The 19,388-nt window shown below is 70.1% G+C and carries 30 protein-coding genes; 29 read left to right on the forward strand and 1 reads right to left on the reverse strand.

Annotated features, from left to right (window positions below):
• The first annotated feature begins 37 nt into the window (after window positions 1-37).
• The 6 genes from ACFYY6_RS27925 to ACFYY6_RS27950 are packed head-to-tail and all read left to right on the forward strand — an operon-like array spanning window position 38 to window position 3,949.
• Entirely contained in the window at window positions 38-1,450 is a 1,413-nt protein-coding gene (locus tag ACFYY6_RS27925; RefSeq protein WP_389196065.1) for a hypothetical protein, read from the forward strand.
• The gene (locus ACFYY6_RS27930) at window positions 1,447-1,692 is read left to right on the forward strand and encodes a hypothetical protein (protein ID WP_389196068.1); all 246 of its coding nucleotides are present in this window, start codon (window positions 1,447-1,449) and stop codon (window positions 1,690-1,692) included. Before ACFYY6_RS27925 ends, ACFYY6_RS27930 begins: the two co-directional genes overlap by 4 nt.
• Window positions 1,689-2,294, forward strand: coding sequence for a hypothetical protein (locus tag ACFYY6_RS27935; RefSeq protein ID WP_389196071.1), 606 nt, complete (start codon window positions 1,689-1,691; stop codon window positions 2,292-2,294). Before ACFYY6_RS27930 ends, ACFYY6_RS27935 begins: the two co-directional genes overlap by 4 nt.
• A complete protein-coding gene (locus tag ACFYY6_RS27940) occupies window positions 2,291-2,800 on the forward strand; it encodes a hypothetical protein (RefSeq protein ID WP_389196074.1) in 510 nt (169 codons plus the stop codon). The genes ACFYY6_RS27935 and ACFYY6_RS27940 overlap by 4 nt, the downstream gene beginning before the upstream one ends.
• On the forward strand, window positions 2,797-3,762 hold the full coding sequence (locus ACFYY6_RS27945; RefSeq protein ID WP_389196077.1) for a hypothetical protein: 966 nt from the start codon (window positions 2,797-2,799) through the stop codon (window positions 3,760-3,762). The genes ACFYY6_RS27940 and ACFYY6_RS27945 overlap by 4 nt, the downstream gene beginning before the upstream one ends.
• A 13-nt stretch (window positions 3,763-3,775) precedes the next feature.
• Complete coding sequence (locus ACFYY6_RS27950; protein WP_389196080.1) at window positions 3,776-3,949, forward strand: hypothetical protein; 174 nt, start codon at window positions 3,776-3,778, stop codon at window positions 3,947-3,949.
• Between the two features lie 92 nt (window positions 3,950-4,041).
• On the opposite strand, the gene ACFYY6_RS27955 is transcribed toward ACFYY6_RS27950, so the two are convergent.
• The gene (locus tag ACFYY6_RS27955) at window positions 4,042-4,323 is read right to left on the reverse strand and encodes a hypothetical protein (RefSeq protein WP_389196083.1); all 282 of its coding nucleotides are present in this window, start codon (window positions 4,321-4,323) and stop codon (window positions 4,042-4,044) included.
• Window positions 4,324-4,509: 186 nt separating this feature from the next.
• Here ACFYY6_RS27955 and ACFYY6_RS27960 point away from each other — a divergent pair, with 186 nt between their 5' ends.
• From ACFYY6_RS27960 to ACFYY6_RS28070, 23 genes are all read left to right on the forward strand, one after another.
• Window positions 4,510-4,821 (forward strand): hypothetical protein, encoded by a 312-nt coding sequence (locus ACFYY6_RS27960; protein ID WP_389196085.1) that lies wholly within the window; start codon window positions 4,510-4,512, stop codon window positions 4,819-4,821.
• Window positions 4,822-4,858: 37 nt separating this feature from the next.
• Window positions 4,859-5,041 carry a hypothetical protein gene (locus ACFYY6_RS27965; protein WP_389196088.1) on the forward strand — a complete coding sequence of 61 codons (183 nt, stop codon included), beginning with the start codon at window positions 4,859-4,861 and terminating at the stop codon, window positions 5,039-5,041.
• A 19-nt stretch (window positions 5,042-5,060) separates the two neighbouring features.
• The gene (locus ACFYY6_RS27970) at window positions 5,061-5,258 is read left to right on the forward strand and encodes a hypothetical protein (RefSeq protein ID WP_389196090.1); all 198 of its coding nucleotides are present in this window, start codon (window positions 5,061-5,063) and stop codon (window positions 5,256-5,258) included.
• A gap of 156 nt (window positions 5,259-5,414) precedes the next feature.
• Complete coding sequence (locus ACFYY6_RS27975) at window positions 5,415-5,681, forward strand: hypothetical protein (RefSeq protein WP_389196093.1); 267 nt, start codon at window positions 5,415-5,417, stop codon at window positions 5,679-5,681.
• Window positions 5,682-5,788: 107 nt separating this feature from the next.
• Window positions 5,789-6,127 (forward strand): hypothetical protein, encoded by a 339-nt coding sequence (locus tag ACFYY6_RS27980; protein ID WP_389196096.1) that lies wholly within the window; start codon window positions 5,789-5,791, stop codon window positions 6,125-6,127.
• An 18-nt stretch (window positions 6,128-6,145) separates the two neighbouring features.
• Window positions 6,146-6,673 (forward strand): hypothetical protein, encoded by a 528-nt coding sequence (locus ACFYY6_RS27985; protein WP_389196099.1) that lies wholly within the window; start codon window positions 6,146-6,148, stop codon window positions 6,671-6,673.
• A gap of 66 nt (window positions 6,674-6,739) precedes the next feature.
• Window positions 6,740-7,120, forward strand: coding sequence for a hypothetical protein (locus tag ACFYY6_RS27990; protein WP_389196102.1), 381 nt, complete (start codon window positions 6,740-6,742; stop codon window positions 7,118-7,120).
• A 32-nt stretch (window positions 7,121-7,152) separates the two neighbouring features.
• Window positions 7,153-8,040 (forward strand): hypothetical protein, encoded by an 888-nt coding sequence (locus tag ACFYY6_RS27995; RefSeq protein ID WP_389196105.1) that lies wholly within the window; start codon window positions 7,153-7,155, stop codon window positions 8,038-8,040.
• Window positions 8,041-8,069: 29 nt separating this feature from the next.
• Window positions 8,070-8,522: a hypothetical protein gene (locus ACFYY6_RS28000; protein WP_389196108.1), complete on the forward strand. Its 453-nt coding sequence runs from the start codon at window positions 8,070-8,072 to the stop codon at window positions 8,520-8,522.
• Between the two features lie 231 nt (window positions 8,523-8,753).
• The gene (locus tag ACFYY6_RS28005) at window positions 8,754-8,945 is read left to right on the forward strand and encodes a hypothetical protein (RefSeq protein WP_389196111.1); all 192 of its coding nucleotides are present in this window, start codon (window positions 8,754-8,756) and stop codon (window positions 8,943-8,945) included.
• A 128-nt stretch (window positions 8,946-9,073) separates the two neighbouring features.
• On the forward strand, window positions 9,074-9,511 hold the full coding sequence (locus ACFYY6_RS28010) for a hypothetical protein (RefSeq protein WP_389196114.1): 438 nt from the start codon (window positions 9,074-9,076) through the stop codon (window positions 9,509-9,511).
• Between the two features lie 93 nt (window positions 9,512-9,604).
• Entirely contained in the window at window positions 9,605-10,642 is a 1,038-nt protein-coding gene (locus ACFYY6_RS28015) for an N-6 DNA methylase (protein ID WP_389196117.1), read from the forward strand.
• Window positions 10,643-10,762: 120 nt separating this feature from the next.
• Window positions 10,763-11,938 (forward strand): ParB/RepB/Spo0J family partition protein, encoded by a 1,176-nt coding sequence (locus ACFYY6_RS28020; RefSeq protein WP_389196121.1) that lies wholly within the window; start codon window positions 10,763-10,765, stop codon window positions 11,936-11,938.
• Window positions 11,939-12,034: 96 nt separating this feature from the next.
• The gene (locus ACFYY6_RS28025) at window positions 12,035-12,862 is read left to right on the forward strand and encodes a class I SAM-dependent methyltransferase (RefSeq protein WP_389196124.1); all 828 of its coding nucleotides are present in this window, start codon (window positions 12,035-12,037) and stop codon (window positions 12,860-12,862) included.
• 113 nt (window positions 12,863-12,975) lie between these two features.
• On the forward strand, window positions 12,976-13,212 hold the full coding sequence (locus ACFYY6_RS28030) for a hypothetical protein (RefSeq protein WP_389196127.1): 237 nt from the start codon (window positions 12,976-12,978) through the stop codon (window positions 13,210-13,212).
• A 61-nt stretch (window positions 13,213-13,273) separates the two neighbouring features.
• Window positions 13,274-13,690, forward strand: a complete 417-nt coding sequence (locus tag ACFYY6_RS28035) for a hypothetical protein (protein ID WP_389196130.1) — start codon at window positions 13,274-13,276, stop codon at window positions 13,688-13,690.
• Between the two features lie 82 nt (window positions 13,691-13,772).
• Window positions 13,773-14,171 carry a hypothetical protein gene (locus ACFYY6_RS28040; protein WP_389196133.1) on the forward strand — a complete coding sequence of 133 codons (399 nt, stop codon included), beginning with the start codon at window positions 13,773-13,775 and terminating at the stop codon, window positions 14,169-14,171.
• 73 nt (window positions 14,172-14,244) lie between these two features.
• Window positions 14,245-16,005 (forward strand): DNA cytosine methyltransferase, encoded by a 1,761-nt coding sequence (locus ACFYY6_RS28045; RefSeq protein WP_389196135.1) that lies wholly within the window; start codon window positions 14,245-14,247, stop codon window positions 16,003-16,005.
• Window positions 16,006-16,119: 114 nt separating this feature from the next.
• Window positions 16,120-16,377 carry a hypothetical protein gene (locus ACFYY6_RS28050; protein WP_389196138.1) on the forward strand — a complete coding sequence of 86 codons (258 nt, stop codon included), beginning with the start codon at window positions 16,120-16,122 and terminating at the stop codon, window positions 16,375-16,377.
• 73 nt (window positions 16,378-16,450) lie between these two features.
• Complete coding sequence (locus ACFYY6_RS28055) at window positions 16,451-17,389, forward strand: magnesium chelatase domain-containing protein (protein ID WP_389196141.1); 939 nt, start codon at window positions 16,451-16,453, stop codon at window positions 17,387-17,389.
• Between the two features lie 94 nt (window positions 17,390-17,483).
• Complete coding sequence (locus tag ACFYY6_RS28060) at window positions 17,484-18,095, forward strand: hypothetical protein (RefSeq protein WP_389196143.1); 612 nt, start codon at window positions 17,484-17,486, stop codon at window positions 18,093-18,095.
• 80 nt (window positions 18,096-18,175) lie between these two features.
• A complete protein-coding gene (locus tag ACFYY6_RS28065) occupies window positions 18,176-18,508 on the forward strand; it encodes a hypothetical protein (protein WP_389196145.1) in 333 nt (110 codons plus the stop codon).
• A 165-nt stretch (window positions 18,509-18,673) separates the two neighbouring features.
• Window positions 18,674-19,348: a hypothetical protein gene (locus ACFYY6_RS28070; RefSeq protein WP_389196147.1), complete on the forward strand. Its 675-nt coding sequence runs from the start codon at window positions 18,674-18,676 to the stop codon at window positions 19,346-19,348.
• Window positions 19,349-19,388 lie beyond the last annotated feature (40 nt).

Raw genomic sequence — 19,388 nt, forward strand, 5'->3', positions numbered from 1 at the left:
AGGCCCGGCCGCCCCTCCCCGCTACCGGAGAAGAACTGTGTCCCGAGACCAGCTCACCACCTGGGCGGTCACCCACCCATGGCCAACCGCAGGCATCACCGCGGCCGCCATCGCCCTCGCCATCACGGCCGTATGGCTCACCGTCCGTTCCGTGCGGCAGCTCGCCCGCACCGTCCGGAACCTCAACCTCCCGCCCGGATCTGTCGTCGTCGCCGGGCTCGGAGCCGCCGTCTGCACCGCGTACAGCGCGGACACGAGCTGGAGGTTCGCCGAGCACCGCCTCGGCATGACCGATCTGCGCGAGCGCGCAGTCATGTTCGCCGCCGGGGAGCTCGCACTCCTCGCCTGCGCCGTCATGGCCCGCGCCACCAAGGCCGCGACCGCCACCGACGGCGCCGCCGGGACCACCGGCGTCCCCGGCGTCCTCGTCTGGTGCATCACCGGCGTGCAGATCGTCCCGGCCTACACCGAGTCGGGCATCGTCGGCGGAACCGTCCGCGCGTGCTTCGGGCCCGTGGCAGCTGGTCTGCTCTGGCATCTCGCCATGGGCCTGGAGATCCGCGTGGTGCGCCCCGGTGCCCTGTCCACCGGACTGCCCGCGGTCATCGGCCGCGAGCTGCGCGAGCGGCTGCTGTCCCGGCTCGGGCTCGCGACCCGGGACCGTACCGCGGAGCAGATCACCCGTGACCGGGCCACCGCCCGCGCCGTGCGCCTGGCCGCACTTCTCGAACTCCGCCCCGGCGGACCGCTCGGGCCGTATCGCCGTCGCCGCCTCGCAGCGGCCGTCGCCCGCTCCGGGGCCGGAGCCGACGGTGAGCAGCGCCACCGGCTGCTGCAGCAGCTCGCCGCGCGCCGTACCTCCGGACAGCTCGCGACCGTACCCGTCGCATCACCATGGACGAGTACCCCTGTACCCGATGCCCCGTACCCGAGTACCCACCTGGGTGTGACCGGAGTGCATCTGCGCCGCATGGACCCGCTTGCTGCCGTGCACCAGGTCAAGGCCGCGCGCCCTGATGCGACACCGGCCGAGGTCGCTGCCCTGTGCACCGAGTACGGGGTACCCGTCTCCGAGATGCAGGTACGGGTAGCTACCCGCGCGGGGAACCCGGCGCCGTCCCCCGTACCCGCGCCGCCCTCCGCCGTACCTCCCGGGACCCGGCTGCTCCCGGTCATCTGCCGCCGCAGCATCCGTCGGCCGACGCCCGTACCCGCCGCCGCGGGCCTCCGCACCCCGGGCGTTGTGCATGCCGAGGTATCCGACGAGGAGGTGCCCGAGGCTGACCAGGACGTACCCGACCCCGACCCCCTGATCGAGCGGGCCCGTACCGAGTACGGCACCCAGGTACCCGGAGTACGCGTACTGAAAGCCGCATACGGCATCGGCCAGGCACGTGCCCAGAGCATCCGCGACGCCCTCAAACCATCGACAGTCGGAGTACGTCCATGACGGTTACCTACTACGCGCCCCGGCCCCGGCCGATCGACCCGCGCACGCCCCGCCCCGCCAGCCGCCAGGCGGGCGACGGCGACGTTCGGAAGATCCTCGGGGCCAGCCTCCCCGCCGGCTACTCCTGGGCGAGCCGCCCCACCCTCGCCCTCATCCGCGGCGGCGACCCGACCGTCCTCGGCCGCGACGAGCGTGAGACCCGCGCCCGGATGCTCGACGCGATCGGGGGAGGGGCCATATGAATGCCGAGAAGGGTCCCGCCGAGGAGCGGCGCCTCGTCACCCCGAGCCGCATCATCCCGGCCGGCACACCGCTCCCGCCGCGGGCCCCGGAGCCCGGTGAGGTGCCGCCGTGGCGTGCCGCACCGGCCCCGCCGCCGGTTCCACCGCCCGCCGCGCCTCCGGCAGCACCGCCACCACCGCCACCACCGCCCGTGCAGCAGATCATCGTGCCCCCGGGCCCGATCGAGGTCCACGTCACTCTCCAGCCGGCGGAGCCCGATCCGACCTGGTGGGAGCGAGTCGCCGCGTGGGCCCGCAGATTCGGGAAGCCGTGGCAGGCGACCGGTGCGCTCGTCCTCGCCCTGTACCCGATCCCCGGCCTCGGGTACAGCGTCGCCACGATGTGGGCCTCCGCCGTATCCGAGGCCCGTGATGAATGGGGGCAGGACGCCGGATACGCCCTCGCTCTCACCCCGCTCGCCTGGGCGTTCCTCCGCCTCTACTACTGCGGCGGCACCATCCGGCGCCTCACCGTCCTCGCCGTATCCGTCGTCGGATTCGTCGGCGGCGCCATCCACCTCTACGACCCCGTCACCTGGATCACCGGAGTCCACCCCTCATGAGCACCGCCCAGACCGGCGTAAGCCTCGCCGGATGCACCCTCGCTTTCCTGATCCTCTTCGCCAACCTGCGGAAATGGTGGACCGGCGGCCGGGCGCTGAAAGACCTGATCCCGACCATCCAGGGCTTCATCACCGGGGCCTTCGGAACCGTATGCGGCGGCGGCCTCGCCGGATGGCTGGCCGGATGCACCCGGCAAGGCGCCAACGCAGGCACTGCCAAAGCAATCTCAGCCACGACCGGAACGACACCCGGGGGAGAGATCCCCGCAGGGGCGATGGGCAGCCTCACAGAAGAGGGCGCCGTCGTCGTATTCATCCTCTTCTGCGCCCTGGTCCTCGCGTACAAGGCCGCGAGCAAGGAAGACAAAGCGCGCATGACCGGCGCTCTGATCGCCGGATTCATCCTGTGCGCCACCGCCGGGGTCGCCGGAGCGCTCCAAGGGCTGCCCGACCTGGCCAACTCCATCGGCTTGTCAGGCCAGAACGCGCTGGGCGGTTCCCTGTGACCATCAACCTGTTCAAAAAGCGCAACACAACCACCAACGAGGCCCCGCCACCCGCACCAGAGCAGGACCAGGACCAGGAGGCAGGGGAGCAGCAGGAGCCTGCCGAGGAAACGGAACTACGGGAAGCGCTCCGGGACCTGGGAGAGGCGCTGCGGGAATTGGGCGCCCGACTCGGCCAGGGGAGCGTCTGGCTCTGCCAGCGCTGCGGCACGGGAGCAGCAGCCTGGTGCAGGGCCGGCCACCGCGACGACCTGGAGGGGATGGCCGCAGAGTACGGGGTATGGCTCAGAGGATCCGTCCTTCTCGCAGCTGCCTACGGAGCCTGGCGGGGCGTCGACGCGGCCCCGTGGGTGCTGGCCCCGGCCTCCGGGGTCTGGGTCCTCGCCTCGCTCTACGCCAAGGCCCCCGCCGAGGCCGAACCTGCCGAAGAAGAGGGCGCCGCGGCTGCCGACCAGCCGCACCCCTCCGAGACTCTCACCCGCGACGACGTCGCCCTGCTGCTCGACACCGTCTACACCGAGGGCTCCGGAGTGCACCTCGCCGCCCTCGCCAAGCACCTCACCGGGGCCCCGTTCATGGGCCACCCCGCGGCCCCCTGGGCCACCCGGGATGTGCGCGCGCTCCTGGCCCGGCACGAGGTGCGCGTACGGCCCGGCGTACGGGTGCCCCCGGTAGGCGGTCGTGAGGGCGTGCACCGGGACGACTTCCCGCCCCTCCCCTCACCCGGCCCTGACGCCCCCGTTGTTGGTGATGTTGTCGCAGGTCAGAGCAACAACAACAACATGGGCAACGCCTCCACGCCGTACCCCTTCGAGGTGATCGACGACCCCGACAACCCTGCCGCTCACCGCGTCCGCCACCTCCGGTCTCCCAGCTCGACGGCTGCCTGCATTGCTCGTCTCGTACGAGCGGATGGCCGGGCCACCCGAGCCAAGACGACCAAGACCCCCCGACAGCACTGACGAGAGGACCGCCATGGACAAGCAGACCGCCATCGAGACCGCCGCCCGCGAAGTGATCGGTCACGGAGGGCCCGACGCGCTCACCGACCCGCACATCGCCACAGAGGCCATGGGCCGCGCGCTGGACCTCGGCGCCACGCACGACGACATCCGCGCCGAAATGGCCCGCCAGCGCGGCGACCTCTGACATGGGGGCCCGGACCGCCTGGTTCGGCTGACGCGGACACGATGAAGGGCCGCACCGGACGATCCGGTGCGGCCCTTCGCCGTGTCTGTCGGCTACTCCTTCGGCTTCGCCTTGTTGGGCTGCCGCGGCGGGACGCCGTACTCCCGCCCGATGCCCCGGAGGGTCTCCTCCGTCCACGGCACCGAGTCGTGCGCGGCGACAGCTGCGTAGGGGAGATCGGGGTCGGCCTTCAGCTCGGCGGCGATGGCCGCGCGGGCTGCGTGGCGTGTCTCTTCCTCCAGCTTGAGGGCGTCCTCCCACCGCTTGATGGCGGTACGGACGGTGTCGCTGGGCTTGTACGGGGGGAGCGGCTTCTTGCCGAGTGGCCTGGGCATGCCTCCAGTGTTTCACAAACCGGCTTGGTCAAACAGGCTGGGTGTGCGGCTGGCTGCGGGTTGCGGCCCACTCGGCCATCCTTGGCGATTTCTTTACCAAATACACTTGTTAAAATTGGCTAGGGCAAGAAGATTTGGGAAGAATGTAGGTAGCACAACAAACCGTCCAAGAAGGAGAAGCCGAGCATGAGTAAGGACTACGCCGAACACCTCGCCAAGGGCGACCCGGACCGGCCGACACCCATCGAGATCCCGCGCCTGCTCGTCGACCCCGGCGACATCCTGTACGCCCTCGGGACCCGCCTGAAGGTCGTCGACACCGGCATCCGGCTCAACCCGGCCGCCACCGAGGCCCAGTGGTGGGCCGACGTCGAGGGCGCCACCGAGGCTGACCGCCGACGTACCTACCGCGGCCGGTGGACCATCGGCGTGCCCGTCGCCACCGCCGCGTGGGACGTGGTCACCGTCGAGCGCGTCCTCCCCGCCCCGACCCTCTGACTCACTGCCCACCCCCGATCCCGAACGGAGAGAGCCGATGAGTCCGGACCGCGAAGCCGCCATCGACCGAATGCTGCTCCTCGACGACCTCGAACTGGAACTGACCGGAGGCTGTGGACGCTGCGGCCTGGAAGCCGGCTGGATGTGCGTCGCCTGCGGGCGCTGCAACTGTGACCAGCACGACCGGTGCACCCGGCCCGCGCGGCCCACCCGCGCCTGACACCCCAGAAAGTGCAGACATGACCAGCGACCGCATCGACACCTACCCTTTCCCCGGCGTGACCCTCCGCGAGTACCCGGGCACCGCGGCATACGGGCCGACCTTCCACGTGTTCCGCGACGGCTGGCGCTACGGCCACAACTACAAGACCCGCGCTGGCGCCATGCGAGCCGCCGAACGCGCCAGCAACACCCGGAGTGTCACCCCCAAGCCCTGACCCCTGCCTGGCGGTAGGGGTCGACCGCGGGCTCGTTACTTGCGGTTTTCTTAGAAGTTTCTTTACCGAATTCATTTGCCAAAACTGGATAGGGCAAGTCGATTCGGGAAGAATGTAAGTAGCACAACAAACCATCCCAAAGAGAAGGAGCAGGGAATGGCACTCAATGAGCTGGAAATCGAGATCCTCCACGAGGTCCCCACGCCCCGCACGGACCAGCCGTACGCCTACGCCGCGTGGATCGGCCGGAACGGCGACATCGAGATGGGGCCCGTCCGGGCCTACCGGGTGCAGCCCGACGGCAGTCACTTGTACGAGTGCAGCCCCTTCCCTGGCGCCTGGGACTGCCACGTCCCGCAGGACCGTATCCAGCGCGTGCGCCACCTCCAGGCCATGACCCTCCTGGGCGCCGCCGTCAGGTAGTCCTCGCGGGCTCATGTGCACCACCCCGCACCCAATTTCCCCAACTCGATTTGAACAAATCGAGTTGGGGAGTACGGGTCATCACCAACCACGACAGGAGCGGACCCATGCGAGCAACCAAGGCAACCGAACCCGGCAGGTGCCTGAAGTGCCGCCGCCCGCTCCGCAACCCCAGCCCCGACGGATACGGCCCGAAGTGCCGCAGGAAGGTCCGCAGCGCCGCCCGCAAAGACACGACCCGCCCCACCTGGCAGGTCGCCAAGGCCACCGAGCTCCTGGAGCTCGGAGCCGTCGTCCCCCTCCGCCAGAACCGCATCTTCCTCGTCGTCTCCGACGACGGCACCGAGATCTACCGCACCGCCGCCACCGGCCAGTGCAACTGCCCGGCCGGCCTGCGCTCCGTCCGCTGCTACCACACCCTGGCCGCCGAATACGCCGCGGCCTGACCCCGAAGGAGAACGCTCATGTCCCCGTACGTCACCACCGCGCGCCGCCTCATGCACCTCGCCCGCGTCGTGCGCGGCCAGGCACACCACCCGAAGCGCTACATGATCGAAACGCTGGTCGGCGCCATCGAGGGCGCCGCTATGGCCATGGCATCCACCCCGGTCGACGAGCCCGGCCAGTTCCCCCAGCCCGTGCGGGACATGATCCGCGACGCCACCGACATGCTCACCCAGCACGACTTCAAGATCCCGGCCGCGATCATCGGCTACGCCACGGCCCCGGTGACCGGCGTCCTGCCGACGATGGGCCAGCTCGACCCGGTCAGCGTGCAGCTCGCCCGCCAGGACGCGGACCTCCGAGCCCGCCGAGCCACCGTCATCGAGCACGGCCACCTCAACTCCCGCGACGACGAAGTGCTGACCGCGGCCCTCAGCGGCCTGCTCGTCCTGCATCGCAAACACGAGCGCCTGGCCGCCGCCATCCGCGTCGACAACGACCGGCCCTTCAACCGCGGCAAGGCCCCCGCCGACCTCACCACCCAGTGACCACCCGGTCCGGCCCCCTCCGCGGGGGCTGGGCCCCACCCCGCACAGAACGAAACGGAGACCATCATGAGCACCACCCGCCTCGACCACGCCGCCGCCCACGGCACCGGCCGCATCCCCAGCAGCATCCGCCTCAACGACGGCAAGACGATCACCGTGCAGGCCGGGCCGGGAGCCAACTGCATGCCGTTCCCCGACGGTGGCACCGGTCCGCACAGCGTCCCCAGCGACTACGCGGGCCCGTACACGCACCTGGAGGTCTACCTCTCCGAGGGCGTCGACCCCGCCGACAGCGACGGGTGGGAGCTGGAGGACAGCGTTGAGCTGTGGCTCACCTCCGGCGACGACGGCCCCGACGAGGGCCGCCTGTTCTACGAGGTGCCCGTCGAGGATGTCCGCGCGCTCATCGAGGAGCACGGCGGCGAGCACCCCGAGCAGGACGACTGACCCCCGAGAACCACGAAGAGGAAGGAACGGTCATGCCGATCTACCTGCGCGAACCCGAAGCCGCGCCCGGCGGGCCCGACGGGAAGGGCTGGAACAGGCTGAGCCTCAGCGCCCACTTCGGCACCGGCGGCGGCCAGTGCGCCCTGCGGCCCCGGTCCTGGGGTGCACTGGTGGAGGCCCAGGACACCCGCCGGGCCCGCTGGGGCGGACACGGCCCATGCATCCGCAGCGGCCAGTGCGACGACTGCCCGGTGCTGGAGGCACTGCACACCCGGTGCACCGTCATACCGGTCAACGCCCCGCGGGTCCTGGTGCGCATCGAGCCGGTCTTCACGCCCGGCCTGGCGTTCACCGGGCCCGCTGGCTACCGCCTGTGGGTCACGACCGGCCCGGACGAACGGGACTACCGCAACCGGCAGCCCTGGACGTGGGACCACGCCGTACGGGTGCCCGGCTGGGACCTCGGGCCCGCGCACTTCGACGAGCACGGCGACGGCTTCTGGCTGGAGCGCACCACCCGCGTCCCCGCCCTCGGCTGCGTCATCACCACCCGCACTCGCACCTCCTCCACCCGGCACGCGTTCCGCGTGGCCCGCTGCGGGGTCGCGCTCCTCCACTGCTCCGGCAGGTGCACCCACGACACCGAGCTGCTGAACGCGATCTCGCACGCCTGCCCCGGACCGGAGGGCGCCAACGAGGAGCGCGTGCCCGTCCACTGGCGGCAGGCGCAGGAGATGACCCCGCGGCCCGCCGGGAGCATCCGCTTCGGCGTCGACGTGCGGTCCATGAGCGTGAAGATCGTCGTCGTCGACGGCCCGAGGTGCGAGCGGGCCCGGCTGACCCTGTCCGGGTCCGGCTGGACCGCGGACCGCGTCCGAGCCGCCGGTGAAGCGCTCCGCGCGCACCTTGCAGACCACTGAACCGCCCCACACAGAACAGGACAGAAATCATGAACGCGACGGACATCCAGACCCCCGAGCGGTTCGGCGGAGAGCCCCTATACGGCAACCTTCCGCTGGACTACCGGCAGCAGGAGCGGCCGTTCACCGTCACCATCGCGGACGGCGAGAGGCCGAGCACATACGTGGTCGACGCCCGCTCCACCGAGAAGGCGTGGGCGAAGGCCCTCGCCTGGCACATGGAAGCGGAGGAGAGCATCGACTGCTACGTGCTCGCCGACGAGTCGTTCGAGGGCCTGCCGGACGGCACCCCCGGAATCGAGTGGAGCGACCTGAGGCCCGAGCACAAGCGGCAGCGGGACCTCGACGACCTCGCGGACCAGGCCGCCGAACTGATCCGCCAGTACAAGGAGGACGGGGCAGGCCACGTTCTCGAGGGCGCAGCCTGGCCCATGGTCCGCCAGCTGGCGGACCTCGACGGGCGCACGGAGGAAGGCCGATGACTGCGGCGAACCCGGTCCCGGTCGACCGGATCCTGTATCGCGTGCGCTTGATCTGGCCGGACGCTGGGTGGGTGCTGCGCGGCGCGCCGGGCGTGAAGCCGTCCCTCACCTGGCAGGGCGGGCCGAGTGTCGAGGAGGTCGCCACAGAGCTGCGGTGGCCGGACATCGACATGACGCGCACTGCCTCCGGTACCTCGAACCGTTCGCAACGCACACGAAGGAGCGCAGCACATGTCGTCGAAGAAGATGGACGCCCTGGTGGCCAGGCTCCGCGCACAGGGCGCGGTCGTGACCAGGAGGGGATCGCGGTGGCATGTCACCCAGCCCGGCCGACCCCTGGTCTTCCTGCCCACCTCGGACCCGGTCGGCCGGGGCCTGGGTAACAAGCTCGCCGACCTGAAGAGGAAGGGCTACGGGGTGTAGGGGTCTGACCTGCTTTCTTTGTCATCCTTTTGCCAAAATGAATTTGTTCAAACTGGCTAGGGGAAGTCCATTTGGCCAGAATGAAAGTAGTTCAAAACGTACCAATCAAGACCGAAAGGACGATCGGCATGACCGCAGTCCCTGCCCGCGACTACGTCGACGCTCACACCGAGGAGGAGATCATCCCGGCCAACCTTCGAGAGGAGACGGCCGGTGACGTCCGCAACGAGAACGACGGGCGCACCGCGCACGGATGCGACACCGAGGAGTTCGGCGAGGCCATCGGCAAGATCGCTGCCCTCGCGGCCATATCCCTGCATGACTCCTTCCCCCACCTCGACTTGGAGGGCCTCGTCGAGACCTTCACCCAGCAGGGAGCCCTCGGCATGCTCGCCGTCCGCTACCTGTCCGGCATCGAGCGCGGCCTGACCCCCAGCGAGGCCGCTGCCGAGGCAGGCGTCGCCCTCATCCACGCCTGGGCCGACGCCCGCCACGCCGCCCGCGCTGAGCTCGACAAGCCCACCGACGGTGACCCGGTCCGCGACGACTGCCCGATCAGCAACTGAGCCAACCACCCCCAGCCGGCCCGGCACCCGGAGCGCCCAGCGCCCCGAGTGCCGGGCCGGACCCATCCCCGACAGCGGTCCATGGAGGAACCCGTGCAACTCGACCTGTTTGCCCAGCTCGACGACGACCCACAACCCCCCAAGCCTGAAACCGCGATCACGCTCCCCAGGCCGACGGCGGGCCAGTGGGCGCCCGCCCCGCCCAAGCGGCCGGCCAGCACCGCCGCCCGCCCCGAACGCCGCCGCGGCCCCGAGTTCGCAATGCGCCCCGCCGACGGGCCCACCTTCGGCGAGGCAGTCTCCTCCGCCTGGTACAGGGCCCAGGGCGGAACCCGCATGGAGATCCCCCTGGGCATCGTCGCCACCCTCGCACTCTGGCCCCAGAAGGGATACGCCCGCACCATCGCCGACTTCTTCCGCACCCTCGACGCCCCCAGCTTGCTCCAGTGCGTCCGCGAGGTCGCCGCCTACTGGTGGATGCGCCGCCCCGACCTCATCGACACCGCCTCGCCCCTCTTCAAGTGGGCGGAGGAAGAGCACACCGCCCACGAGCTCCACGCCATCCGCGCCACCTTCCGTGCGGCCCTGGACGCCAACGCCCTCGACCACACCGGCCACGCCGACCCCGAGGCGAACAGCTACATCGACCTCATGTCGTGGACCATCACCAACCTGCGCCACAACGCGGCCCGCCAAGGTCTCGGCGAGTACCACACCCCGCCGGAGATCTGCGACGTCATGGCCGCACAGATCATCGGCCAGGACCCGGGCGAGATCCCCGACGACTGCTCGCTCCTCGACCCGTGCGCCGGTACCGGCGGCATGTTCCGGTCCGCCGCCCAGCATGTGCGCGCCATGGGGCTGGACCCGGCCAAGTACACCTGGTTCGCCCAGGAGATCGACCCGCTCGCCGCGGCCGGGTGCGCCGTCAACATGATCGTCTGGGGTCTCGGGGTGAAGGCCATGGTCGCCTGCGGGGACACCCTCGGCGAAGGCGACCTCTGGCCCCGGGCCATCAAGCACCGCCGGGCCATGATCAAGCACCGAGACGACGTCGCGGCCGACATGGCCATCGCGTACGCGGTCGGCCGCACCCGGCAACTCCTGGACCTGGCAACCGAGGCCGCCTGACCTGCGGGTTTCTTAGAAGTTTCTTTGCCAAATCAGCTTGTTCAAACTGGCTAGGGCAAGCCGATTTGGAAAGAATGAAAGTAGTTCAAACCACCCCACAAGTCCGCGAAGGGACACGGCATGACCGCCACCGAGACCACCACCAAGGCCCCCGCGAAGAAGGCACCGGCCACCAAGGCGCGCCCCCGGAAGACCGCCGCGGCAGCCAAGGCGGCCCCCGCGAAGAAGACAGCGCCCAAGCCGACCGGCGACGACATGCGGACGCAGCTCCGGACGATCCCGACCAGCAAGATCGACCGCGACCCCGGCCAGCCCCGCGAGCACTTCGACGACGCCTCGCTCCAGGAGCTCGCCAAGTCCATGAGCAAGCTGGGCCAGCTCCAGCCGATCACCGTCCGGTACATCCAGGAGACGAAGCGGTTCACGCTCGTCATGGGTGAGCGGCGCTGGCGGGCCGCCCAGATCGCCAAACTCCCGCAGATGCAGGCGGTCGTTCTCCACGGCGTCAGCGAAGGGCGCGAGACGTTCGCCAAGGCCGTCGCCGAGAACGTCGGCCGCGCCGACATGACCGCCATCGAGGAGGCGAAGGCTTTCAGGAAGCTGGTCGACGGCCAGGTGGACGAGGACGGCAAGCAGACCGAGCCCGGATACACGGTGGACGAGGTCGCCGAACTCGTCGGCAAGAGCGCCGCCTACGTCCAGTGGCGCATCGACCTGCTGCGCCTGTGCCCGGAGGCACAGCAGGCCCTCGTAAAGAACCAACTGCCGGTCGGCCTCGCCTGGTACGTCGGCAAGCTCGCCGACGACAACCAGGTCCGGTTCCTCGCCCGGTGGGTCCGTGGCGACTTCAAGAGCGCCCGCGACGCCGAGTCCTTCGCACAGGCCCTCCACACCGAGGAGAAGCGCCAGGAGCAGCAAGGGTCGTTCTTCGTCCTGTCCGACGAGGTCGCCGCAGCCCGAAAGGACAACGGACAGGACGCCCTGCCCGGCACCCTCGACCTGCCCGAGGAAGAACGCGAGCGAATCACCGCCGACCGCGCCAAGCTCCTCGGGAAGATCGAAAAGCTCGGCACCGCGGGCGAGATCCTGTCGCTCCTCGCCGCCACCGACCCCGAGGAACTGGCACTGCTCCTCGCCGGCACCCCCGGCGGCATCGGCGGCCACCGCCTGCGCGTCAAGCACCTCCAGGACATCGCGACCAAGGCGATGGCGAACCTCCGCAAGGCGGAGATGGTCGCCGAGGTCCGCGCCAGCGGCCTGAAGGTCAACCCCGACGCCGAGACCACCGCGGCCTGACCCCCGGCCAAGGGGGCACCGCAGGCAGCGCGGTGCCCCCTTGGCCACCTAAGCCCCGTTCAGGCAGCCACACCACCAACCCCACGAAAGGCACCCATGCACATCCCCAGCGGCATCTACGACGTCCTCACCGACCCCCGCACGGTCATCACCGGCGACCGGGTTCAGATCCCGTTCGAGCTCGACCGCGCCCTGTACGAGCGGCTGAACAACATGCTCAGGGAGCTCGGCGGCCGGTGGGACGGCCGCAACGCGGTCCGCGCCCATGTCTTCCCGTTCCCAGTGGAGGAGTTCATGCGGGCGTGCCTTGCCACCCGCGAGTTCCCCAGCCGGTACGAGCAGGGCTGGTACCCGACGCCGCCGCGCATCGTGCACGACATCCTGGAGCACGCAGGCATCAGAGAGGGCATGAGCGTGCTTGAGCCCTCTGCCGGTACCGGCTCCATCGTGGGCCCGGCAGCCGGGCGCGGCGCGGTCGTCGACTGCGTGGAGATCGACCAGCGACGTGCGCACGTCCTCCGCGAGCAGGGCGCCGCCCGCCACGTCGAGCACGCTGACTTCCTCGACCTCGACCCGCTCGACCTCCCCAACGGTTACCGGAGGGTGCTGATGAACCCGCCGTTCTCGACAGCTGTCCGGCACGTCACCCACGCGTTCGGGTTCCTCGACGACGACGGGACGCTCATCGCGGTCATGCCCGAGACGGTCTTGCTGTCCGGCGATCGCGCCACGATCGAGTTCCGTGAGCTGATCGCGCTTGCCGAGGGCGTGTTCACTCCGCTCCCCGACGAGTCGTTCGTGCCGTCCGGCACCAGGGTGCGCACCGTGCTCCTGGTCGTCGACGCCGAGCGCGGCGGGCCGCTGGCGACCCATGGCTGGCTCCAGCGGCAGCCCCGGCAGCTCGACCTGTTCGCGCTCGGCTGACCTCTACTTTTTGCGATTCTTTTACCAAATTGACTTGCTAAAACTGGCTAGGGCAAGTCGTTTTGGAAAGAATGAAAGCAGTTCAACCCGCCCCATCAGAAAAGGACAAGGTAATGGAAAACACCCAGGGCATCACCAACCAGACCGGCACCGAGGACCTCACCATCACCTTCACCCGGGAGGAAACGGCCCTCCTCCTTCCCTGGCTCCGGGAAACCCTCACCAACCAGGAAAAGAGGGAGGGGAACGGGGGCCTCTGCCAACTGTTCAGCAGGGTTATGAGGCTCTCCAACCGGCAGTACGGCACCGAGCCGTTCACCCCGGACCACTGCATCTGCTACGGGGACTGACACCCCACAGGGGGGCCGTCCAGGCGGCCCCCCTGTACCACCAATCACCAGAAGGACGGGAATGCAAGTCCAACTCGCTACCTGCACCTACCAGGAGTTCACACCCCCCATGGGCGCTCCGATCCGCACCACCGCGGGCGCGCCCCGCTGGCCGCTCAGCTACCAACTGGCCGGCCACGCCAGGCTCGTCACACCAACCCGCGAACTGCTCGCCGCCAACCTCCCCGAAGACGCCTACGAGTTCACCTACCGGCGCATCCTGAACGGCCACGGCATCGACCGCATCCACGCCGAACTCGCCACCCTGGCCGCCCGCACCGGCGGCGCCCGCCTCGTCCTGCTCTGCTTCGACAAGCTCGACAAGCCCGGCAACTGGTGCCACCGCACCCACCTGGCGCGCTGGTACCTGGAGCAGACCGGCGAGGAGGTCCCCGAGCTCGGCGCCACGCTGCCAGCCCCGCCGCCCTCCCTCTTCTGACACCCCTGACCAGCCCTTTCTGACGGGCGGGACGCACGACGTCCCGCCCGTCACCCATGCCCGGATGGAGTGAAAGAACCCCATGACCAACCGAAAGCCCATCGAGACCCATGACGCCCAGCCCGAGAAGAAGCCGTACGACCACGGCCGCGACGCGCTCAGGGAAGGCGTCCGCAAGGCCGGTGACATCCTCCGCGAGCTCGTCCCCAACGCCACCGCAGCCAGCCTGGTCATCGAGGACGACCACCCGCGCCTGATCTCGGTGACCGCCGACGGCGAGATCGTCTGGACGGACGACGACCAGGACAGCGGCCTGTTCGACTACGAGCGGATCGGCGGGGCGGACGCAGTCCTGCACCAGGCGCTGCGGCTCAGCACCGGCCCCGAAGCGCTCCGGGCGGCCGGATGGAAGCCCCTCGAAAACGACCGGGGCCTTGAGGCGTACGCGATCGAGTTCCCGCCCCCGCTCCCAAAGCAGTAGGCACCCCGGCCGGGCGGGCGGCGACCCCTGCCCGCCCGGCCACGCACCGACCGAACCCACAGAGAGATTCGCCATGCCCTACATCGACTCCACCACCCGCTCTTGGGCGGCAGCCTCCTCCGAGGCCAAGGCCCCCAAACGGGTCCGCGCGTACAAGCACGACGGCGGCGACCTCGGCCTCATGGACTGGTTCTGCGGCGCGGGCGGCAGCTCGCAGGGCGCCCACGCGGTTCCGTTCCTGCGCGTGGCCCGCGCAGCGAACCACTGGCGCCAGGCACTCAAGTCGCACCAGTTCAACTTCCCGGAGGTCGCGCACTACATGGGCGACATCCGCAAAGCCCCGGTCTGGGCCTGGCCGGTCTGCGACATCCACTGGGGATCGCCGGAATGCACGAACTGGTCCATCGCGAAAGGGCAGAAGCGCTCCTTCGCCAAGGCCGTGCAGGGCGACCTGCTCGACCTCTACGCGGACGTGGAGGAGGAGAAGTTCAAGACGGCCGACCAGGAGGACAACGGCCCCACCGAGGAAGAAGAGGCGTCCCGGGCGCTGATGGAGGAGATCCCGCTCTACCTCCGCGGGGTGATCGAGCGCGGCGGCCTGGTCAAGGCCGGTGTCGTTGAGAACGTGATCGACGTCCGTTCGTGGGCTGAGTGGGACCGGTGGCTCAAGGAGTTCCACAAGATGGGCTACCACACGAAGGTCATCGCGCTGAACTCGATGCACGCCGACCCGCGCAGCGTGCACCGCGCCCCGCAGTCCCGCGACCGGCTGTACGTCGCCTACTGGCACAAGAGCCTCGGCCGCCACCCCAACTGGGACAAGTGGCTCCGGCCGAACGCCTACTGCCCGTCCTGCGATGAGGTGGTGGCCGCCATCCAGGTCTTCCGCAAGCCCGGCCGCGACATGGGCCGCTACCGCCAGAGCTACGACTACCGGTGCCCGCGCAAGTCCTGCCGCTCGCTGGTCGAGCCCGACGTGCTCCCGGCCGCCGCCGCGATCGACTGGTCCATCAAGGGCACCCCGATCGGCAGCCGCCCCAAGAGCAAGGAGTGCCCCGAGGGTCTTGCCCCGGCGACGATGGCCCGCATCCGCGCCGGGGTCACCCGCTACTGGCCGCAGCCTGGCGGCCTGGTCGGGCAAGGCAGCCTGTTCGACGGCGACCAGACCGGCGACCGAGTCGCTCCGCTTCTCGTTCCGACCGGCGGCACCTGGCGCAGGGACGCGACCAGTACGGACGTCCCGATGCCGACCCGCACGACGGTCGAGAGCGATGGCCTGTTGATTCCGCCCCTGCTGATTCCCTGCGAGGGCCGTGACGGGAAGAAGGCCATGCGCGTGGACGAGCCGCTGCGCACTCAGACGGGGCGGGCCGAGACCGCCGTCGCGTACGTGCCGTTCGTGGTGCCCATGCGGGGAGGCGGCGACAAGGAGAAGGCGCGGCACATCGGCCACCCGGTCCACACCGTGTCGGCCGGAGGGAACCATCACGGCCTGGTCACCGCCCCGAGCCCGCTCCTCGTCCCCTACTACGGCAACGGCCAGGCCCGGCTGGCCAGCGAGCCGGTGGGCACCCTGCCGACCCGCGACCGGTACGCGCTGATCGACGGACACGGCAACTACGACGTCTCGAAGATCCTGTTCCGGATGCTCCAGCCCAAGGAGATCCAGCGCGCGATGGCTTTCGCGGACAGCTACCGGATCTTCGGCTCGAAGCGCGAGCAGATCAAGCAGCTTGGGAACGCCGTCACCCCGAACGCGGCGGAAGTCCTGCTGTGCGCGCTCGTCGAGTGCATCACGGGCGAGGAGATCGACCGGTACGCCCTGTCCGCCTGAGCCGACTTTCTTGGCGATTTCTTTGCCAAATCAACTTGTTAAAACTAGCTAGGGCAAACGAATTTGGACAGAATGAAAGTAGTTCAAAGCACACCAACCACACGGGAGTCCGTCATGAACACCACCACCAAGACCACCGACCTCAACAAGCTCTGCGAGGTCCTGGCCACGGCCGGCATCACCCCCATGGCCCCCGCCCCCGGCACCGAGAGCCACCGTGCGCACCTCAACGGCCTCACCTGGGACGTCAACCACACCGGCACCCCGGACCTGTGGATCCTGACCGGCCCCGGCATCAAGAACGGCATCGGCGTCCTCACCGGCGACACCGCCGCGGTCATCACCTCCCTCGCCACCATCGACCACACCTGATCAACGCCCCGGCCGGGGGCAGGCAGCGTCCCCGGCCGGCTCGTTCACCACCCCTACAGAGAGGACGGGCCTCATGACCGAGACCCTGCACACCGACCCCGCCACGGCCGCCCACTCCAAGGCATTCGAAGACGCCTACCAGGCCGCCAGTGTGGCCCGGCGCACCCTCTACTCCCACGCGGTCGCATACGCCGCCCACCTTGTCCGTACGCACCTGCCCGAAGCCGCTGCGCTCACCGTCCGCGTCCAAGGGAAGGAGCTGCATGAGGTGCTGGACGCCAACGGCAACACCCTGTGGCACGCCCCGAGCGCCGCAGGCCACGGCCTGTCCGACGGCATCGCCGACGAGGTCGACGGCCTCCTGAGCGACGCGATCTCCTTCGGCAGCCTCGCTGGAGCGGCTGGCTGGCGGATCGCCCCGCAGGGACTGCCCTTCCGCACCGTCCGCCTGCCGGAGCCCCCCGAACCCGAGGCGACCAGCCACGAGGCGTTGGCCGTGACACAGACCGCGCGCAGCTCCTTCCCCACCCTGGAGGGCCTGGTCGAGGTACACGCCGAGCTTGCGCCGGGGGAGAACACCTTCACGCTCACCGGCCCGAACCTGGAGTACGTCCGCGAGACCCGCGACCGGATCCGCGCCGCGGTCATCAACGCGGGCTACAGGCTCCCGGACGGTGCGCTGACGGTGACCGCCGACGGCCCGCCCGTCACCCCGGCCGCCGCGATCGACCTCCCCCTGGCCGTCACCGTCCTCGCGGCAGTCGGCGCCATCAGTGGGAAGGCCCTCCCGGAGAAGGTGGCGCTCATCGGCGAACTCGGCCTCGACGGCCGGGTCCGGCCCGTCGGCGACATCAACGAAGCCATCCGCACCGCCTACGCCAACGGCTACCACACCGCGGTCGTCTCCGAACCCGACCTCGACAACGTCGACGTCGCCGGCATCGGCATCTACGGCGCCAAGGACCTGCGCCAGGTCCTCGCCCTCCTCAAGGCCATCGCCTCGAAGAAGTAGCCAACCCCGCCCAGGCGGGGCGGGTGGCAGGCAGCGCCACCCGCCCCGCCTGGGCCAACACCCCAACCCGACACAACGAAGGGGGCCACAGCCCATGCCCGCCGACAAGGCTTTCTTGACCGAATTCTTCAACGACGCCTATGAGGCCGCCGCGAGGAAGAGGCGCGAGGTCATCGACCGCGGCCTGCTCCTCATCGCCCACGTGATCCGCGAGGAACTGCCCGCCGCCACCGCCATCACCGTCCAGCGCACCAGCGCCCAGCTGGCCGCCGTGCACGACGCCAAGTCCACGATCTGGAGCGCCGCCGACAAGGCCACGCACAGCAGGCTGAGCAACAGGGCTCTGCTCGACGTCGAGGACACGATTCTCGACATCCTCTACTTCACCCGGACCGCCCACCCGCTCCTCGCCGCCGACTGGAAGCGGGCGAAGGACCGGGCCGGCGCCTACCACGTCGAACTCCCCGAGAACCCCGACCGCGAGGAGCAGCCCCCCGCCCCCGCCCCGGCTGCCGACGAGCCGCACGGGACGCCGGGGGAGACTGCCGGGAACTGCGCCCAGTGCGGGCGGCTGCTCATCTGGGACGGGTCCGGGAAGCGCGTGAACGACGAGTGGGGCGAGTACCTCTGCTACGCCCCCCGCCCCGGCGGCACCCGGTCCGCCACCCACGTCCTGGCCGCACCGGACACGGCCGCGCAGAGCTGACCGTTACCCGTCCGCCAGCAGGCCGGGGGACAGGCAGCGTTCCCCGGCCCCGCCACCCACCCAGCCTGAGAGAGGCAGCCGTGAACGACTTCCCGCCCGACGTCCACCTTGTGATCTATGGACCAGGCCGTTTCCCCGCCCATCTGCCGTTTGGAGAGAACGGCTACCTGTTCACCGTCCCCGGCAGCTACGCAGCGGACACCCCGGCCGAAATGGCTGTCTACTGCACCACCGACGACTGCGACGAGTGGGAGGTCCGCGACGTCGACGGCAGCCGGCGCGTGTGGGGCACCGGCAACAGCCGACGTGAAGCGATCAGCCTCGCTTTCCTGGAGATCGCCCGCCTGCGCCGCAGCCAAGCAAACGAGATCGGCAGCGAGGCCATCGGCCCGACGGCGGAGAACCGCACGTGATCCGCGCCGACAGCAGGGGCACCCTGCGCCACGGTCTCGGCCGTTCCTGACATCGCGAGTGAGGGCCGGGGAGCAGGCAGCGCTCCCCGGCCCTCTGCTGTTCTACCGCGCCCACTCAGCGCCGACCACCACCACCCCCGACCCAGCAGCGAAAGGACGCCACAGATGGCCACAGGTTGGACGATCCGCCCGATCCGGCTCCCCGACGCCCACCTCCCGACCGGCCCCACCGAAGCAGAGTGGACGTGCCGGACATGTTCCACGCCCTGGCCGTGCGCCACGGCCGCCGAACACCTGACGGTCAACCGGTGCAGATGCGGCGCCGCCAGCTACTGGGAGAAACGCGGCCCCCGGAACTGGCACCTCGGCCCCTCCTGCTACACCGCGGCCGACGTCGTCCTCCAGCAGGCCGCCGACCTGCGCGCCTCCCAAGCCCACCCGCACTACCCGCCGAGCCACTACTACCCGCCGAAGCCACGCCGCCCGAAGTGGCCGAAGCCGACCCACCGGCACACCCCGGCCGGGCCCGGCGACATCCAGCCCGGCACCTGGACCTGGGTCAAGCCCGGCGGCCTCCACCCCGGATGGGGCGACATCCACCACCTCGCCATGGTCATCAGACCCGGCCTGCCCAAGTCCGCGGTGTGGCTGATCCTCGACGGCACCGTGCACGACGTCCGCGCCGACCACCTCATCCTGTCCGGCCAGCCCCGGAAGGACCCCGCGCACTGGTGGCGGTGGACGGTCGCCCAGCACCTCGAACACGCCCAGCCCAGCCAGCCGGCCGAGGACCGTACCGCGGACCAGCTCGACCTGTTCCCCGGCCTCAAGCCCGCCTAAGCCGTTCAACCCCCCGAGCCTCACACCACCCCAAGGCCCC

Source organism: Streptomyces sp. NPDC001750, assembly GCF_042892615.1.
GTDB lineage: Bacteria > Actinomycetota > Actinomycetes > Streptomycetales > Streptomycetaceae > Streptomyces.

Bases quoted from the DNA above. Each gene is read 5' to 3' on its own strand.
- ACFYY6_RS27995 (WP_389196105.1), top strand. From the start codon at position 7,153: ATGCCGATCTACCTGCGCGAACCCGAAGCCGCGCCCGGCGGGCCCGAC.
- ACFYY6_RS28050 (WP_389196138.1), top strand. From the start codon at position 16,120: ATGAACACCACCACCAAGACCACCGACCTCAACAAGCTCTGCGAGGTC.
- ACFYY6_RS27930 (WP_389196068.1), top strand. From the start codon at position 1,447: ATGACGGTTACCTACTACGCGCCCCGGCCCCGGCCGATCGACCCGCGC.
- ACFYY6_RS28000 (WP_389196108.1), top strand. From the start codon at position 8,070: ATGAACGCGACGGACATCCAGACCCCCGAGCGGTTCGGCGGAGAGCCC.
- ACFYY6_RS27960 (WP_389196085.1), top strand. From the start codon at position 4,510: ATGAGTAAGGACTACGCCGAACACCTCGCCAAGGGCGACCCGGACCGG.
- ACFYY6_RS28070 (WP_389196147.1), top strand. From the start codon at position 18,674: ATGGCCACAGGTTGGACGATCCGCCCGATCCGGCTCCCCGACGCCCAC.
- ACFYY6_RS28020 (WP_389196121.1), top strand. From the start codon at position 10,763: ATGACCGCCACCGAGACCACCACCAAGGCCCCCGCGAAGAAGGCACCG.
- ACFYY6_RS28060 (WP_389196143.1), top strand. From the start codon at position 17,484: ATGCCCGCCGACAAGGCTTTCTTGACCGAATTCTTCAACGACGCCTAT.
- ACFYY6_RS28055 (WP_389196141.1), top strand. From the start codon at position 16,451: ATGACCGAGACCCTGCACACCGACCCCGCCACGGCCGCCCACTCCAAG.
- ACFYY6_RS27975 (WP_389196093.1), top strand. From the start codon at position 5,415: ATGGCACTCAATGAGCTGGAAATCGAGATCCTCCACGAGGTCCCCACG.
- ACFYY6_RS28005 (WP_389196111.1), top strand. From the start codon at position 8,754: ATGTCGTCGAAGAAGATGGACGCCCTGGTGGCCAGGCTCCGCGCACAG.
- ACFYY6_RS27980 (WP_389196096.1), top strand. From the start codon at position 5,789: ATGCGAGCAACCAAGGCAACCGAACCCGGCAGGTGCCTGAAGTGCCGC.
- ACFYY6_RS27990 (WP_389196102.1), top strand. From the start codon at position 6,740: ATGAGCACCACCCGCCTCGACCACGCCGCCGCCCACGGCACCGGCCGC.
- ACFYY6_RS27935 (WP_389196071.1), top strand. From the start codon at position 1,689: ATGAATGCCGAGAAGGGTCCCGCCGAGGAGCGGCGCCTCGTCACCCCG.
- ACFYY6_RS28010 (WP_389196114.1), top strand. From the start codon at position 9,074: ATGACCGCAGTCCCTGCCCGCGACTACGTCGACGCTCACACCGAGGAG.
- ACFYY6_RS28035 (WP_389196130.1), top strand. From the start codon at position 13,274: ATGCAAGTCCAACTCGCTACCTGCACCTACCAGGAGTTCACACCCCCC.
- ACFYY6_RS28045 (WP_389196135.1), top strand. From the start codon at position 14,245: ATGCCCTACATCGACTCCACCACCCGCTCTTGGGCGGCAGCCTCCTCC.
- ACFYY6_RS27950 (WP_389196080.1), top strand. From the start codon at position 3,776: ATGGACAAGCAGACCGCCATCGAGACCGCCGCCCGCGAAGTGATCGGT.
- ACFYY6_RS28040 (WP_389196133.1), top strand. From the start codon at position 13,773: ATGACCAACCGAAAGCCCATCGAGACCCATGACGCCCAGCCCGAGAAG.
- ACFYY6_RS27970 (WP_389196090.1), top strand. From the start codon at position 5,061: ATGACCAGCGACCGCATCGACACCTACCCTTTCCCCGGCGTGACCCTC.
- ACFYY6_RS27955 (WP_389196083.1), bottom strand. From the start codon at position 4,323: ATGCCCAGGCCACTCGGCAAGAAGCCGCTCCCCCCGTACAAGCCCAGC.
- ACFYY6_RS28030 (WP_389196127.1), top strand. From the start codon at position 12,976: ATGGAAAACACCCAGGGCATCACCAACCAGACCGGCACCGAGGACCTC.
- ACFYY6_RS27965 (WP_389196088.1), top strand. From the start codon at position 4,859: ATGAGTCCGGACCGCGAAGCCGCCATCGACCGAATGCTGCTCCTCGAC.
- ACFYY6_RS27985 (WP_389196099.1), top strand. From the start codon at position 6,146: ATGTCCCCGTACGTCACCACCGCGCGCCGCCTCATGCACCTCGCCCGC.
- ACFYY6_RS28025 (WP_389196124.1), top strand. From the start codon at position 12,035: ATGCACATCCCCAGCGGCATCTACGACGTCCTCACCGACCCCCGCACG.
- ACFYY6_RS27940 (WP_389196074.1), top strand. From the start codon at position 2,291: ATGAGCACCGCCCAGACCGGCGTAAGCCTCGCCGGATGCACCCTCGCT.